This is a genomic window from Enterococcus sp. C50, from assembly GCF_040887505.1.
Taxonomy (GTDB): domain Bacteria; phylum Bacillota; class Bacilli; order Lactobacillales; family Enterococcaceae; genus Enterococcus_B; species Enterococcus_B thailandicus.
Window position 1 is genome coordinate 504,749 of record NZ_JBFOFW010000001.1, and the last position, 15,667, is coordinate 520,415.

Sequence of the window (15,667 nt, forward strand, 5' to 3'; positions counted from 1 at the left end):
AATCTCTCACTTACTCATTAATCTACTGATTCTTTATTTAACTACACAAGGAATATCATACCATAAAGAAAAAAGCAATCAAAGGAAACTCCTCCGATTGCTCAATTCTTTTTTGAACGGATTGAACTTATAGGAAGTTTTTATCTATACCAATTCAGTGTAGAAAGAACTACCTTGTAATGTATTTTAGAAGATGCTATCTAAAAAAACAAGTGTTTTATCATCTTTTAAAGTTTTTTTAACCATATCACCATTTTTTAATTTTTAGACCTTTTCATTCATCACTTTTTCTAGGTATCGCCCAGTATAACTCTCTTTTACTTGGACAATATCTTCTGGTGTTCCAGTGGCTAAAATCGTTCCGCCACCATCACCACCTTCTGGTCCCAAATCAATGATGTAATCTGCCGTTTTGATGACATCTAAGTTATGCTCAATCACTAATACTGTATTTCCTGCATCCACTAGACGTTGCAAAACATCTAGTAAGCGTGCAATATCATCTGCATGTAGTCCAGTCGTTGGCTCATCAAGAATATAAAAATTCTTTCCGTTAGATATTTTATGTAGCTCACTGGCTAACTTCATCCGTTGTGCTTCCCCACCGGATAATGTTGTTGCCGGTTGCCCCATTGTAATATAACCCAAACCAACATCCACGATTGTCTTTAATTTACGATGAATCTTAGGAATATGTTGGAAGAATTCTACAGCATCTTCAACAGTCATTTCTAAAATATCAGCAATGTTTTTCCCTTTATAACGTACTTCCAATGTTTCAGAATTGTATCGTTTTCCATGACAAACTTCACAAGGAACATAGACATCCGGTAAAAAGTGCATCTCGATTTTGATGATTCCGTCACCCCGACAAGCTTCACATCGGCCACCTTTTACGTTAAAACTAAAGCGCCCTTTTTTATAGCCACGCATTTTGGCTTCGTTTGTTTGTGCAAAAAGATCACGAACATCGTCAAAGACACTTGTATAGGTTGCTGGATTACTTCTTGGTGTCCGACCAATCGGGCTTTGATCGATATCAATGATTTTTTCAATCGTTTCATAGCCAGAAATCGTTTTGAATTTACCCGGTTTAGCTGAATTTCGATTTAATTTTTGTGCAAGAGCTTTTTTCAAAATACCATTAACTAAAGTACTTTTTCCAGAACCAGAGACACCAGTGACTGCCACAAATTCTGCTAAAGGAAACTCCACGGTCACATTTTTCAAATTATTTTCTGCTGCTCCAGTAATTTTAATTGCTTCACCATTTCCTTGACGACGCGTTGTTGGCACAGCAATTTTCTTTTTCCCTGAAAGATATTGTCCTGTTAACGAATGAGGATCCTTCGCAACTTCCGCAGGTGTACCAGCTGCAACGATTTGTCCGCCTTGCTCACCCGCGCCTGGTCCTACATCAATCAGATAATCAGCTGCTCGCATGGTATCTTCATCATGTTCCACAACAATCAAGGTATTTCCTAAATCTCTCATTTTCTTCAATGAACCAATCAAACGATCATTATCACGTTGATGCAATCCAATCGATGGCTCATCCAAAATATACAGAACACCGGAAAGATTTGAGCCAATTTGGGTAGCTAAGCGAATACGTTGCGCTTCCCCACCAGATAGTGTTCCAGAAGCCCGACTCAAAGTTAAATATTCCAAGCCAACATTTTCTAAGAATGATAGTCGATCATTAACTTCTTTTAAAATTGGTTTAGCAATCATCGTTTCTTGTTCTGATAAAGTTAAATCAGAGAAGAAGTCAACTGCCTTTTTGATTGACAATTCATTTGTTTCACCAATATTTGTTCCATTAATTTTGACAGACAATGCTTGCGGATTTAAACGTAATCCTTTACATGTTTGACAAGTTAATTCAGTCATATATTGACGCATTTGTTCTCTCGTAAAATCACTACTTGTTTCTTGGTAACGACGCGCGATATTCTTTAGTACGCCTTCAAAAGAAGCTTCAACATCACGCACACCACCAAAATCATTTTCGTAATGGAAATGGAATAATTCATCCGTCCCATTCAAAACAATTTCTTGATGCTCTGTTGGCAACTCATCAAACGGTGTGTTCATATCAATTCCATAGCTTTCACACGCTTGCGCCAACATTTGAGGATAGTATTGAGAACTAATTGGATTCCATGGAACAATTGCTCCTTCAGCCAAGGTCTTCGCACGATCAGGAATAACTAAATCTTGGTCAACTTCTAATTTCAAACCAAGTCCATCACAATCTGGACAAGCTCCAAATGGCGCATTGAATGAAAATAGTCGTGGTTCTAGTTCACCAACTGTAAAGCCACAATACGGGCAAGAGTAATGTTCACTGAATAACATTTCTTCTTCACCAATCACATCAACCAAGGCATATCCATCTGCCAAACGTAATGCTGCTTCAAAAGAATCGAACAAACGTGAACGAATGCCCTCTTTTACCACAATTCGGTCAATAACAATCGCAATATCATGTTTTTTATTCTTTTCTAGTTCAGGAGCCTCAGTAATATCAAAGGTATCGCCATCCACTCGTACACGAACGTAACCTTCTTTTTGGATTCGCTCAAATACTTTTTTATGTTGCCCTTTTTTCTTTGCAACAATTGGTGCTAAAATTTGGATTTTTGTCCGTTCTGGCAATTCCAATACTTGATCAACCATTTGTTCAACCGATTGACTGGTAATCTCAATGTGGTCATTAGGACAGATTGGGTGTCCCACACGAGCAAAAAGCAAACGCAGATAATCATTGATTTCCGTTACTGTTCCTACCGTTGAACGAGGATTTTTACTTGTCGTTTTTTGGTCAATCGAAATCGCCGGACTTAAGCCATCGATACTATCAACATCTGGTTTATCCATTTGTCCCAAAAACTGACGAGCATAGGCTGAGAGACTTTCGACATAACGTCGTTGTCCCTCTGCATAAAGTGTATCGAAAGCTAATGAGCTTTTCCCAGAACCAGATAACCCTGTAATTACTACAAATTTATCTCTTGGAATTGTTACATCTACATTTTTTAAGTTGTGCGCTCTGGCGCCATGAATAATAATTTTATCGTTAGCCATCTCGTCCTCCTGCTCTTTACTCTGCTGCTTTCAATTCTAAAATCGTATCACGTAAATTAGCGGCAGTTTCAAAATCTAAAGCTTTCGCAGCATCTTTCATTTCTTTTTCTAATTTCATCAGTAAATCAGCTTTTTCTTTTCGACTCATTTCATTGTAAGAAACTTGAACGGTTCCTTTTGATTCATCTTTTGCCTCTTTCGTAATAGAAATCAAATCACGAATTTCTTTGATAATCGTTTTCGGTACGATCCCATGTTCTTCATTATAAGCTTCTTGAATCGAACGTCTCCGTGCCGTTTCATCCATTGCTGATCGCATGGAGTCCGTTATTTTATCAGCATACATAATTACTTTACCTTCTGAATTTCGCGCTGCACGTCCAATTGTTTGGACAAGTGAACGCTCACTTCTCAAGAAGCCCTCTTTATCAGCATCTAAAATGGCTACCAACGAAACTTCAGGGACATCTAATCCTTCACGCAATAAATTAATCCCAACTAAAACATCAAATTCACCTAAACGTAAGTCACGAATGATTTCCGTTCTTTCAAGTGTTTTGATATCACTGTGTAGATATTTAACTTTGATACCAAGCTCTTTAAAGTAATCCGTCAAGTCCTCAGACATTTTTTTCGTTAAGGTCGTCACAAAAACACGTTCGTTTTTCTCCACGCGTTCATTGATTTCACCAACCAAATCATCAATTTGTCCCATGATAGGGCGAACTTCAATCACTGGATCTAATAAACCGGTTGGACGAATAATTTGCTGGATCACTGTATCTGTTTGCTCATGTTCATAAGGTCCCGGTGTAGCTGAAACATAGATAATTTGATGGACATGTTGCTCAAATTCTTCTAATCTCAACGGCCGATTGTCAAGTGCTGAAGGCAAACGGAAACCATAATCAACCAACATTTGCTTTCTTGCTCGGTCACCGTTATACATCCCGCGAATTTGAGGCATCGTTACATGGGACTCATCAATGACAATCAAGAAATCTTCTGGAAAGAAATCAAGTAACGTATAAGGTGGCTCTCCTTCTTTTCGGCCATCCATATGACGCGAATAGTTTTCGATTCCTGAAGTGTAGCCCATCTCCAACATCATCTCAATATCATAATTTGTTCGTTGTTCCAATCGTTGTGCTTCTAATAACTGATTATCTTCTCGTAACACTTTTAAGCGCAACTCTAGTTCAGTTTTGATATTCGCAACGGCTTGTTCCATATGCTCATCATTTGTTACAAAGTGAGTAGCCGGAAAAATAGCGACATGTTCTGTTTCTCCAAGCACTTCGCCAGTTAATGCATCTACTTCACGAATCCGTTCGACTTCATCACCAAAAAATTCGACTCTCAAAGCACGTTCATCACGTGAAGCTGGAAAAATTTCCACCACGTCACCACGCACTCGGAACCGACCACGCTGAAAGTCAATATCATTTCGTTCAAAATTAATCCCAACTAAATTACGAATCAATTGATTACGGTCAAGTTCTGCTCCTTGTCGAACCGAAACAACTTGCTTTTGATACTCAAAAGGTGAACCTAATCCGAAAATACAAGAAACAGATGCAATCACAATCGTATCGTTTCGCTCTAAAAGGGAACTCGTAGCCGAATGACGTAACTTATCAATTTCGTCATTGACACTTGAGTCCTTTTCAATATAAGTATCACTAGATGGAACATACGCTTCTGGCTGATAGTAATCATAATAGGAAACAAAATATTCAACCGCGTTTTTTGGAAAGAATTCTTTAAACTCTCCATATAATTGTCCAGCTAAAGTTTTATTATGTGCAATAATCAATGTTGGTTTATTTACTTCCTGGATCACATTGGAAATCGTATAGGTCTTCCCCGTACCGGTTGCACCTAATAAGATTTGCGCTTTTTTCCCACCAACAACACCATCAACTAATTGGCGTATCGCTTCAGGTTGATCCCCCGCTGGTTGGTACTTCGAGACAAGCTCAAATCGTTGAGAGGTATCTCTTTCAATCATTTTTCGTCCCCCTTTTCATTCATTCCTTTTCATTTTATGACTTGCAAAAAGAAAAGGAAAGCAAAGGCATTCCTTACTAAAAAATTATAACACACCGAACATACTTTCGCCACTTCTTTCCCTCGACTGCAGATGTTAGGTTTTATAACATTGATTGTTAGGTTTTGTCGCTTTTTTCATTTTTTTAAGCTTCAGAACTTGTCTGATTTATTACTTTTCCCCTATAATAAACAGATATTGAGAATTTAGGAGGTAATTATGAAAAGAAAGCATTTATTCTACTCGTTCATTTTCATAATGGTAGGATTTGTCACACTTGCAACTAGCAATCCTGCCCAAGCAGAAACAAAAAATACGGAATCAAGCACCGCCGAGACGATGCAAACGATTCAACCCAAAAAAGACAAATACGTCGTTGCTAGCGACTCTGCCTTTGCACCATTCGAGTTTCAAAATACAGATGGCAAGTATGAAGGAATCGATGTTGAATTAATGAAACAGATTTCTGAGCTTCAAGGATTTAATATCCAAATGGACTACCGCGGTTTTTCTGCTGCTTTGCAAGCGTTAGAATCTGGTCAAGCTGATGGCATGATTGCTGGAATGACCGTCACAGATGAGCGTAAACAAAGTTACGACTTTTCTGACACTTATTTCGATAGCGGAATCCAGTTAGGTGTAAAACAAGGTGATACATCCATTAAAGCCTACAAAGATTTAAAAGGAAAAACAGTTGGTGCCAAAGTCGGAACCGAAAGTGCTGAATTTCTAAGTAATCACGAAGAAGAATATGGCTATAAAATCAAATACTTTGATGCTGCTGACCAACTATACGATGGGTTAAAAGTTGGTGCGATTGACGCAATAATGGATGACTATCCTGTCCTTGGTTATGCCATCAAACAAGGCCAAAAAATTGATACACCGATTGCAAAAGAATCTGGCGGTAAGTATGCCTTTGCAGTAAAAAAAGGTGAAAATCAAGAACTTTTAGCAATGTTCAATGAAGGTCTTAAAGAGTTAAAACGTACAGGAGCTTATGACAAAATCATCGACAAGTATGTAGCTACTTCAAATGAGTCAGCCGATTCAACCAAAGATGAATCAACAATCATCGGCTTGATCAAAAACAATTATAAACCACTATTACGCGGTTTCTGGATGACGATCGTACTTGCTTTGGTATCATTTGCTTTAGCATTAGTTGTTGGTGTCATTTTCGGCTTATTCAGCGCTTCACCAATTCGTGCGTTACGCACAATCGCAACCATTTACGTTGATGTGATTCGCGGAATTCCAATGATGGTACTTGCCTTCTTCATTTTCTTTGGCTTACCTGGTATCGTTGGATTTACAATCCCTGATTTCATTGCCGGCGTTATTACATTGACATTAAACGCGAGTGCTTATATTGCAGAAATCGTTCGTGGCGGAATCAATGCTGTTCCTGTCGGACAAATGGAAGCTTCAAGAAGTTTAGGTTTATCTTATAATCGAACGATGCAAAAAATCATCTTGCCACAAGCAATTCGAATCATGCTCCCTTCATTCGTTAACCAGTTCGTTATCTCATTGAAGGATACAACAATCATCTCTGCAATTGGTGTTGTCGAATTACTTCAAGCTGGTAAAATTATCGTTGCCCGTACAACCCAAAGTACGTACGTTTACCTAATCATTGCAATCATGTATTTAGTTTTGATTACCGCTTTAACAAAATTAGCGAAAGTTTTAGAAAAGAAGGTGAAGTAAGATGTCAGAAAAAATCTTAGTTGAACATCTTGTAAAAAAATATGGTGACAATACTGTATTGAACGATATCAACGTCTCAATCAACGAAGGTGATGTCGTTTGTATCATTGGCCCTTCTGGTTCAGGAAAAAGTACTTTTCTGCGTTGTTTAAATCGTTTAGAAGAGCCAACTGACGGAGATATTATCATCGACGGCGCTCACTTAATGGATAAAAACACAAATATCAATCTCGTTCGTCAACATATCGGAATGGTGTTCCAACATTTCAATTTGTTCCCTCACCTTTCTGTTTTAGAAAATATTATTCTTGCGCCAATGGATTTGAAAAAGGAGTCTCGCGAAGAAGCAGAAAAGAAAGCAATCAAGCTATTAGATACAGTTGGCTTGGCTGACAAAAAAGATATGTCACCAGAAATGCTCTCCGGCGGACAAAAACAACGCGTTGCGATCGCCCGTGCATTAGCAATGAACCCAGACATCATGCTTTTTGACGAACCAACCTCTGCACTTGATCCAGAAATGGTCGGCGACGTTCTAAACGTCATGAAAAAACTTGCGAAGCAAGGAATGACCATGGTCATCGTTACTCACGAAATGGGATTTGCCAAAGAAGTTGCCAATCGTGTCATGTTCATTGACGGTGGAAACTTCCTTGAAGATGGAACGCCAGAGCAAATTTTTGAAAATCCACAAAATGAACGTACAAAAGACTTTTTAGATAAAGTTTTAGATATTTAACAAAAGAACCTGAAACAGTTTCAACCCATGAAAAAGCATCGTCAAAATCTTGAATAAGGTTTTGACGATGCTTTTTTGATTTGTATTTTAGAAGAGCCAGTCGTCACTAAGCTCTTCTTTTATCCCTTTTACTATTCATTACTGAAGGAATGACGCGTTCATCGCAGTTCTTTTTTACTCAGCTTATTTCCAAAAGAGTTTACTACATTGAACGTATAAGTAATAAAACGGTGAAGCGACACATTTGTCAGCTTCACCGTTTTATTATTTACGCTTTTTTCCGCCAAAAGCGTCCTTCATTTTATCGAAAAAACCATCTTCTTGTTGTTCTTCGACTTTCATTCCACCTGCTTCAGCAAATGAGCGTAACGCTTCTTTTTGTTGTTCATTTAAGTTCTTCGGCGTAATCAGTTTCACTTTCACGTGTTGGTCACCTGTTGCACCACCACGTAGTTTAGGCGCACCTTTTCCGCGAAGACGGAAGTTTGTTCCAGTTTGTGTTCCTGCTGGGATCTTTAACTTAACATCTCCGTGAACAGTTGGAACTTGAACTTCATCTCCTAAAGCTGCTTGCACAAAACTCAATGGTAACTCGTAATAGATTTCTGAACCATCACGATCAAAAATATTACTTTCTTCAACACGGAAGACTACATATAAATCACCAAATGGTCCGCCGTTTTCACCTGCTTCACCTTGACCAGCTAAACGCATTTGTTGTCCTTCTTCGACACCGGCTGGTACATTCACTTTCACAGAGTGAGCTTTCTTTTCATGACCAGAGCCATGACAAGTTGGACATGGTTCTTTGATTTCTTTTCCGGTTCCATGACAAACATCACATGTTTGACGACTCATCACGCGACCTAATGGTGTTTGACGTTCAACATTGATTGTTCCTGAACCATGACATTTTTGACATGTAATTGGTTCCGTCCCAGGTTTTGCACCATTCCCATGACAAGTATGACAAACTTCTTCCCGGTTATATTTGATTTCTTTTTCAATACCAAAAATTGCTTCCTCAAAACTCAAATCAACTGTGTATTGTAAATCAGCTCCTTGACGAGGTGCCGTTGGATCAACTGAACGACCTCCGCCTCCGCCAAAGAAAGAATCAAAGATATCTTCAAAACCACCGAAGCCGCCTCCGCCTCCAGAGAATCCTCCAAAGCCACCGAAGCCGCCTCCGCCTCCAGCGCCATAGTTTGGATCTGTACCAGCGTGACCATATTGATCATACGCAGCCCGCTTTTGCGGATCACTTAAAATTTCATAAGCCTCAGACACTTCTTTAAATTTTTCTTCTGCATCTGCTTCTTTGTTAATATCAGGATGATATTTCTTAGAAAGTTTACGATAAGCTTTCTTTATTTCATCTTCTGAAGCCCCTTTTGAAATTCCTAGGACTTCATAATAATCACGTTTCGTTGCCATAGGCTTTCCTCCTATTGGTTCTAATACATCAAATTCACATCGCTTGTAATCATATCACATTTTAGTTGAAACCAAAACTGCTACTTGCATTCTTTCAAAAGAAAAAGACTGTGGCAAAAAGTCGAATCGACTTTCCCCATAGCCTTCTCTTTTTTACGAATAGGTAGACGTTTCAGAAAAGATGGCTTCAACTGAATCTACAGCTATCATCAAAGTCCAACTTTTCTGTTCTAGTCTACTCCTAGCACACTAGGGAACTAATTATTTGTCGTCGCCGTCGACTTCTTCAAAGTCAGCATCAACGACATCGTCTGCTCCGCCTTGTGCTGCTTCAGGATTTTCTTGCGCTTGTTGTTGTGCAGCTTGTTCATATAATTTAACTGTTAAGTTTTGAACGATTTCGTTCAAAGCATCACGTTTTGTTTTCATTTCTTCAATGTTATTTGCTTCAACTGCCGCTTTTAATTCATCGCGAGCTGTTTCTGCTTTTTGAACTTCTTCTGCGTCTACTTTACCTTCTAATTCTTTCAATGTTTTATCAACTGAGAATAATAAGGCATCTACGTCATTGCGAAGATCGACTTCTTCTTTACGAGCTTTGTCAGCTTCTGCATTAGCTTCTGCATCTTTTACCATACGTTCGATTTCATCGTCTGATAAACCTGATGAAGATTTGATTGTGATTTTTTGTTCTTTTGAAGTGCCTAGGTCTTTCGCTGATACATTGACGATCCCGTTTTTATCAATATCAAAAGTAACTTCGATTTGAGGGATACCACGTGGTGCTGCAGGAATATCAGTTAATTGGAATCTTCCTAGTGTTTTGTTATCAGCAGCCATTGGACGTTCACCTTGTAAAACATGAATATCTACAGCAGGTTGGTTATCAGCAGCTGTTGAGAATACTTGTGATTTACTTGTTGGGATTGTTGTATTACGATCAATCAACTTAGTGAAGACCCCACCCATTGTTTCGATACCTAATGATAATGGTGTTACGTCAAGTAAAACAACATCTTTTACATCACCAGTGATGACCCCACCTTGGATTGCTGCACCCATTGCAACGACTTCATCAGGGTTCACTGATTTATTTGGTTCTTTACCAGTTTCTTTTCTTACAGCTTCAACAACTGCAGGAATACGAGTTGAACCACCAACTAAGATTACTTCATCAATTTCAGATTGTGATAAACCAGCATCTTTTAATGCTTGGCGTACTGGAATTTTTGTACGTTCAACTAAGTCAGCTGTTAACTCATCAAATTTTGCACGAGTCAATGTCATTTCTAAATGCAAAGGTCCTGCTTCGCCAGCTGTGATAAATGGTAAGCTGATTTGAGTGCTTGAAACACCTGACAAATCTTTTTTCGCTTTTTCAGCAGCATCTTTCAAACGTTGTAAAGCCATTTTGTCTTGACCAAGGTCTACGCCGTTTTCTTTTTTGAATTCAGCAACCATGTAATCAATGATTTTGTTATCAAAGTCATCCCCACCTAAATGGTTGTCACCAGCTGTTGATAATACATCAAAGACACCATCACCTAATTCAAGGATTGATACGTCAAATGTACCACCACCAAGGTCAAATACTAAGATTTTTTCATCACGGTCTGTTTTGTCTAAGCCATAAGCTAAAGCTGCTGCTGTTGGTTCGTTGACAATACGTTCCACTTCCAAACCAGCAATTTTACCAGCATCTTTTGTTGCTTGACGTTGTGCATCGTTAAAGTATGCAGGAACAGTGATAACTGCTTTCTCAACTTTTTCACCTAAGTAATCTTCAGCAAAACCTTTGATATATTGAAGAATCATTGCAGAAATTTCTTGTGGTGTGTAAGATTTTCCTTCAACTTCTACTTTATACCCAGGTTCACCAATGTGACGTTTGATTGATGAAATTGTGTTTGGGTTAGTTACAGCTTGACGTTTTGCCACTTCACCAACTTGGATTTCACCATTTTTAAATGAAACAACAGATGGTGTTGTACGGTTTCCTTCTGGATTTGCGATAATTTTTGCTTCGTTTCCTTCTAATACAGCAACTGCAGAGTTTGTTGTACCTAAGTCAATACCAATAATTTTAGTCATATTAACGTCTCCTCATTAAATAAAATTTAGTTTATAGTTGCACGAATTACTGCGCGACAATGACCATTGTTGGTCTTAATACGCGATCGTGTAATTTATATCCTTCTTGCAAAACTTCCACAATCGTATCTGCCGGCACCTCATCAGATGCGGGAACAGTTTGGACTGCTTGGTGAAGCATTGGGTCAAATGTTTCGCCTTTTGCAGGGATTTTTTCAATTCCCTCTTCTTTCAAAGCAAAACGAACACCTTCTAATACCATTTCGACACCTTTTTTCAAGCTAGCACCTTGTTCATCTGAAACTTCTGTTGCTAGCGCTCGCTCTAGGTTATCAATTGAAGGTAATAATTTTTTAGCTAAATCTTGTGAACGATATTTTTGCAATTGTTCACGTTCATTTTTTCCGCGGTTTGCCATGTTGGCAATTTCAGCTCGGGCGCGTAGGAATTTATCTTCCATTTCTTCTAAGTCAGCTTTCAAGTTGACGATTTCAACATTTTCCACTTCAACTTCTGAAACACCTGAGTCTTCCGCAGCTTCTGTATCGACTTCCAAATCTTGCTGGATGTCTTTTAATTCTTTTTCTAATTCCTCTTGGTTTTCTTTCACGATACAGTCTTCCTTTCATTATTCAGTCAGCTGTCTTGATTGTTCATATTAAAAATCAGATTAGCTGCTATCAATTTTAGAAATGCGGACTTACAATCATGAGCCAGACAAATCAAGCAAACGATAGTAATCAGCCAGTCTATTCGCTAATTCTTTTCGATAGACATCGACCAAACCAAACATTCGTGAATACGGCATGCTTGTTGGTCCAAGTAAAGCAATTGTTCCTCGGCCATGTCCATCAATTTCATAACTTGCTTGAATCATGCTCATATTTTGTAGCAGATCATTCCCTAATTCAGAGCCAATCTTAATATGAATATTACTATCCATCGGAACAATCATTTGAGTAAGCTCGTCGGAATCCCTCATTAAAGAAAACATCGACTTAAACTGATTCAAATCTTGATGGGGTTCATAATCAAGCAGGTTCATTTGTCCACTCACATAAATCTTATCTTCAAATACTTGACCTAAAACAGCATCAAATAAGTAGGAGATACCTTCCGTTGATTGGAAATATTTATGTAAGATCATTGGGATCTCTGTTCGCAGTTTTTGATAAACCGTCATTAGCGGATCACCCACCAAGCGGTCATTCACAAGCCGAACCATTTTTTCTAAATCTTGACTCCCCAGGTTTGCTGGAAGAGTAAATACCTGGCTTTCAACATTGCCTTTATCCGTCACCACGATAGCAATAATTTGTCGATGATTTAACGGTACGATTCGGAAACCAGTTAATCGGCGATCTTTCACTTCTGGTCCCAACGAGAATGTCGTATAGCTTGTCAGTTCAGATAAAATTTCAGCGGACTGACGAATGATTTCGTTAATCTCATGAAATTCTTTTCCTAAAGACTGCCTAATCACTTGCAAATCATCATTTGTTACACGAGTTGGTTTCAATAAATGATCCACATAGTAACGATATCCCGCCGCAGATGGAATCCGACCAGAGGAAGAATGAGTTTTTAACAGCAACCCGTCTTCTTCTAGCGCCTTCATATCGTTGCGAATCGTCGCTGAACTTGCTTCAATTCCCTCAGCCATTAGCGTTTTGGAACCAACGGGTACGCCACTACTCGTATAGTTTTGGATGATCAGACGCAAAATATCACTTTGACGCTGTGTTAACATCTTCCATCACCTCTCATTAGCACTCCTATCTTCTAAGTGCTAACCCACTTACTAATATAACAAGTCGTCTTCTTTCTGTCAAGAAAAACACATCACTTTTTAGCACTCTTCCGCCCCGAGTGCTAACGATGAGTTTTATTCAAAAAAAAGCGGGAAATCAATGTTTGTTTGACTTCTCGCTACGCAATTATTTGTGATTATCTTTTTATTTAACTAAATTTAAACATTTTTTATTCATTGATTTCTGTTTTTGGTAACAAAAATTTTTCAAAAACTTCGTTCCCTAAAAATGTACCTTTAGGGGTTAAATAAACTCTTTCTTCAGTGTTCACCAACAAGTCGTCTTTCACTAACGTATCTAACGTTGACTGGTAGAGTGACTCTATCGTTTGTTGATAACGATCATAAAAATGTTGTTTGTTGATCCCGGATTTTTTACGCAACCCCAAAAACAGCTCCTCTTCAATCTGGTTGTTTCGTGATAACGTTTCTTTTTCTAAAATCGGTAAATTTCCTTCACGCAAGGGACGCAAATAATGCTGGATTGGCCCCTTGTTTCGATAACGTGTTTGATCAAGATACCCACTTGCCCCTGCACCAAAGCCAAAATAATGGTCATTATTCCAGTACATTAGATTATGTTGTGATTCATGACCGGTCAATCCAAAATTACTAATTTCATATTGATGACGGCCATGTTGTTCCATTGCTTCAATCGTTTCCTCGAACATTTGCGTTTCTGTTTCTTGATCGGGTAACTCTAATCGACCTTGTCTTACCCAGTTCATGAACATTGTTTTATTTTCCAAAATCAACGAGTATAAAGAATAGTGCGGTAAATCTAGCGCTAATGCTTTTTCCAGTGTATCACGATAATTTTCAAGTGTTTGTCCAGGCAAAGCATAAATCAAATCAATGCTTACATTGGAAAAGTTTTCTGCTTCTAAAAATGACATTGTTTGGTATACATCTTCAGCAGTATGCTTTCTGCCAATTTTTTTTAACAAACGATTATCAAACGTTTGAACGCCCATAGATAAACGGTTCACACCATAGTTTTTCATGACTTGTAGTTTTTCTCGCGTTAAATCACCTGGATTCGCTTCAACAGTAAATTCCTTTCCAGTTCGAAAAGGTAAAATATCACGAGCGCCTGCTAGCAAACGATCTAATTGTTGTGCGGATAACGAAGTTGGTGTTCCCCCACCAACATATAATGTTTCTAAATCTTCTATAGGATGTTTCTCCATCATCAACTTCATCTCTTTTAGTAACATTTCAACATACTCATCAACTGGTTGGCCCTCTAAAAAAACTTTATTAAAATCACAGTAATAACAAATATGCTCACAAAATGGAATATGGATATACGCAGAAGTTTTGTGTTCTGCGGAATTAGTTGCTTCATTCATTGACTTAAATTCTCCTTACGCCGAAAAGTCGTACCATTTTTCGACCTTCTTTTCGATCACTCATATAAAAGCATACTAACTGTAATTGGGAAACAAATCCACTAAAAAATCCAAGAATTGACTTCTTGGATCACTTTTTCCTTAGCTACACTTGTGACTTGATTGTAAATTTCTAGCGTTGTTTTCATATTGGAATGACCCACTCGATCCATGATGGCTTTGATAGGAACATTAGCTTCAGCCAAAAGAGAAATATGTGTATAGCGAAAAGTATTCGTAGTCACATGCTTATTAAAATCAGGGTATTTTTCTCTTAAGATATCTTTGACACAGTTATTTATTCTTAAACAAAAATGTATTATTTCAGATGTTTGTTTTTTATTCAATACTTGTATTTTATTTTTTCATAATATGTTATCTTCGTGGTATACATTATTCTAACCATTCATTGTTGGATAGTGGACTTAGAATATTTTTCACATACGTTTATGTATAAACTTTTTCAATATAATCGACCCATTCCATTTCATCAAGCAATTCTAATGTATTTACGATTCTTCTTTTTTCATTTTCATTGTCAATCCCCTGATCATGATTTAACAATAGACTAAAAATGTTTTTTACCATTTTAGCTTGCATATCATCGCTATTAAAAATAATTTTATCGAGTTCACTTAAAAATAATTGGATATTTGCCTCATTTTTTCGTGTATAAGATAAAGATAACCCATTTATAATAAAATTTTGTAAATCTCTTGAGTAATTTGAACTATCTAAATAAATTTTCATGTGCTGTATGCTTTCGACAAAATTAAACCTTATGTACTTATCTTCAAATAAAAATAAACAATTTGAAAATATAACAAGTTCGAATCTTCCCCATGTTTGTATCTTATCTAAATAGTTAATGATTTTTTTTGCAATTTTGCGTTGTTCATTTTTATCTAGTGCGTCACCTTTATACTCTCTAACTAAATAATATTGAGCATATAAACTGTAATAATAGAAATCTTTGGTATCAATATACATATCCAGAATTTCATTTGCAAAATTTATATCAAAAGGATTAAGGTACTTTTTCGATAATTCAACAGATACTTTCTTTTTACCTTCTAATTCTTTTTCATTCAATATGAATTCATATTCTTCTAAGCTAATATTTAGTCTTTTAAGATATTTCAATAAAATAGTAAAACTTATTTTAATTCCCCCATTTTCAAAAGAAGACAATGTATTTCTATGTGAAATCCCTTCAGCCAGCTTTTCTTGGGTAAAATTCCTTTCTTTTCGTAAAAGTTTCAATAGTTCATTGTGCTCCATACAAACCCCTCCCTTTTTGTAAAATTTTAAATCATTTTACTCTATTTAAAAATACTTTTTTGACG

10 protein-coding genes and 1 pseudogene are annotated in these 15,667 nt (G+C 37.4%); 2 read left to right on the plus strand and 9 right to left on the minus strand.

What is annotated here, in order from left to right; translation table 11 throughout:
• Positions 1-264 precede the first annotated feature (264 nt).
• Together uvrA and uvrB are read right to left on the minus strand one after the other, a co-directional pair.
• On the minus strand, positions 265-3,090 hold the full coding sequence (gene uvrA / locus AB3I20_RS02195) for an excinuclease ABC subunit UvrA (protein WP_067484278.1): 2,826 nt from the start codon (positions 3,088-3,090) through the stop codon (positions 265-267).
• A gap of 16 nt (positions 3,091-3,106) precedes the next feature.
• Positions 3,107-5,101 carry an excinuclease ABC subunit UvrB gene (gene uvrB, locus AB3I20_RS02200; protein ID WP_067484275.1) on the minus strand — a complete coding sequence of 665 codons (1,995 nt, stop codon included), beginning with the start codon at positions 5,099-5,101 and terminating at the stop codon, positions 3,107-3,109.
• 258 nt (positions 5,102-5,359) lie between these two features.
• Here uvrB and AB3I20_RS02205 point away from each other — a divergent pair, with 258 nt between their 5' ends.
• Both AB3I20_RS02205 and AB3I20_RS02210 read left to right on the plus strand, forming a co-directional pair.
• A complete protein-coding gene (locus tag AB3I20_RS02205) occupies positions 5,360-6,853 on the plus strand; it encodes an amino acid ABC transporter substrate-binding protein/permease (protein WP_368026874.1) in 1,494 nt (497 codons plus the stop codon).
• Position 6,854: 1 nt separating this feature from the next.
• Positions 6,855-7,592, plus strand: coding sequence for an amino acid ABC transporter ATP-binding protein (locus tag AB3I20_RS02210; RefSeq protein WP_071868498.1), 738 nt, complete (start codon positions 6,855-6,857; stop codon positions 7,590-7,592).
• A 264-nt stretch (positions 7,593-7,856) separates the two neighbouring features.
• On the opposite strand, the gene dnaJ is transcribed toward AB3I20_RS02210, so the two are convergent.
• From dnaJ to AB3I20_RS02245, 7 genes and pseudogenes are all read right to left on the minus strand, one after another.
• Positions 7,857-9,029: a molecular chaperone DnaJ gene (gene dnaJ / locus AB3I20_RS02215; RefSeq protein ID WP_067484269.1), complete on the minus strand. Its 1,173-nt coding sequence runs from the start codon at positions 9,027-9,029 to the stop codon at positions 7,857-7,859.
• Positions 9,030-9,290: 261 nt separating this feature from the next.
• Entirely contained in the window at positions 9,291-11,120 is a 1,830-nt protein-coding gene (dnaK, locus tag AB3I20_RS02220) for a molecular chaperone DnaK (protein WP_067484266.1), read from the minus strand.
• Between the two features lie 46 nt (positions 11,121-11,166).
• Positions 11,167-11,730, minus strand: a complete 564-nt coding sequence (gene grpE / locus AB3I20_RS02225; protein WP_067484263.1) for a nucleotide exchange factor GrpE — start codon at positions 11,728-11,730, stop codon at positions 11,167-11,169.
• A 96-nt stretch (positions 11,731-11,826) separates the two neighbouring features.
• Positions 11,827-12,870, minus strand: a complete 1,044-nt coding sequence (gene hrcA / locus AB3I20_RS02230; RefSeq protein ID WP_067484260.1) for a heat-inducible transcriptional repressor HrcA — start codon at positions 12,868-12,870, stop codon at positions 11,827-11,829.
• 230 nt (positions 12,871-13,100) lie between these two features.
• Positions 13,101-14,282, minus strand: a complete 1,182-nt coding sequence (gene hemW / locus AB3I20_RS02235; protein ID WP_067484257.1) for a radical SAM family heme chaperone HemW — start codon at positions 14,280-14,282, stop codon at positions 13,101-13,103.
• Positions 14,283-14,383: 101 nt separating this feature from the next.
• Positions 14,384-14,614, minus strand: a pseudogene (locus tag AB3I20_RS02240) (tyrosine-type recombinase/integrase); the annotation flags it as partial.
• Positions 14,615-14,768: 154 nt separating this feature from the next.
• Positions 14,769-15,602, minus strand: coding sequence for a helix-turn-helix domain-containing protein (locus AB3I20_RS02245; protein ID WP_368026875.1), 834 nt, complete (start codon positions 15,600-15,602; stop codon positions 14,769-14,771).
• Positions 15,603-15,667: the final 65 nt, after the last annotated feature.

Coding starts and splice junctions, on each gene's coding strand:
- dnaK (WP_067484266.1), bottom strand. CDS start 11,120: ATGACTAAAATTATTGGTATTGACTTAGGTACAACAAACTCTGCAGTT.
- dnaJ (WP_067484269.1), bottom strand. CDS start 9,029: ATGGCAACGAAACGTGATTATTATGAAGTCCTAGGAATTTCAAAAGGG.
- AB3I20_RS02210 (WP_071868498.1), top strand. CDS start 6,855: ATGTCAGAAAAAATCTTAGTTGAACATCTTGTAAAAAAATATGGTGAC.
- AB3I20_RS02205 (WP_368026874.1), top strand. CDS start 5,360: ATGAAAAGAAAGCATTTATTCTACTCGTTCATTTTCATAATGGTAGGA.
- uvrB (WP_067484275.1), bottom strand. CDS start 5,101: ATGATTGAAAGAGATACCTCTCAACGATTTGAGCTTGTCTCGAAGTAC.
- uvrA (WP_067484278.1), bottom strand. CDS start 3,090: ATGGCTAACGATAAAATTATTATTCATGGCGCCAGAGCGCACAACTTA.
- hemW (WP_067484257.1), bottom strand. CDS start 14,282: ATGAATGAAGCAACTAATTCCGCAGAACACAAAACTTCTGCGTATATC.
- hrcA (WP_067484260.1), bottom strand. CDS start 12,870: ATGTTAACACAGCGTCAAAGTGATATTTTGCGTCTGATCATCCAAAAC.
- AB3I20_RS02245 (WP_368026875.1), bottom strand. CDS start 15,602: ATGGAGCACAATGAACTATTGAAACTTTTACGAAAAGAAAGGAATTTT.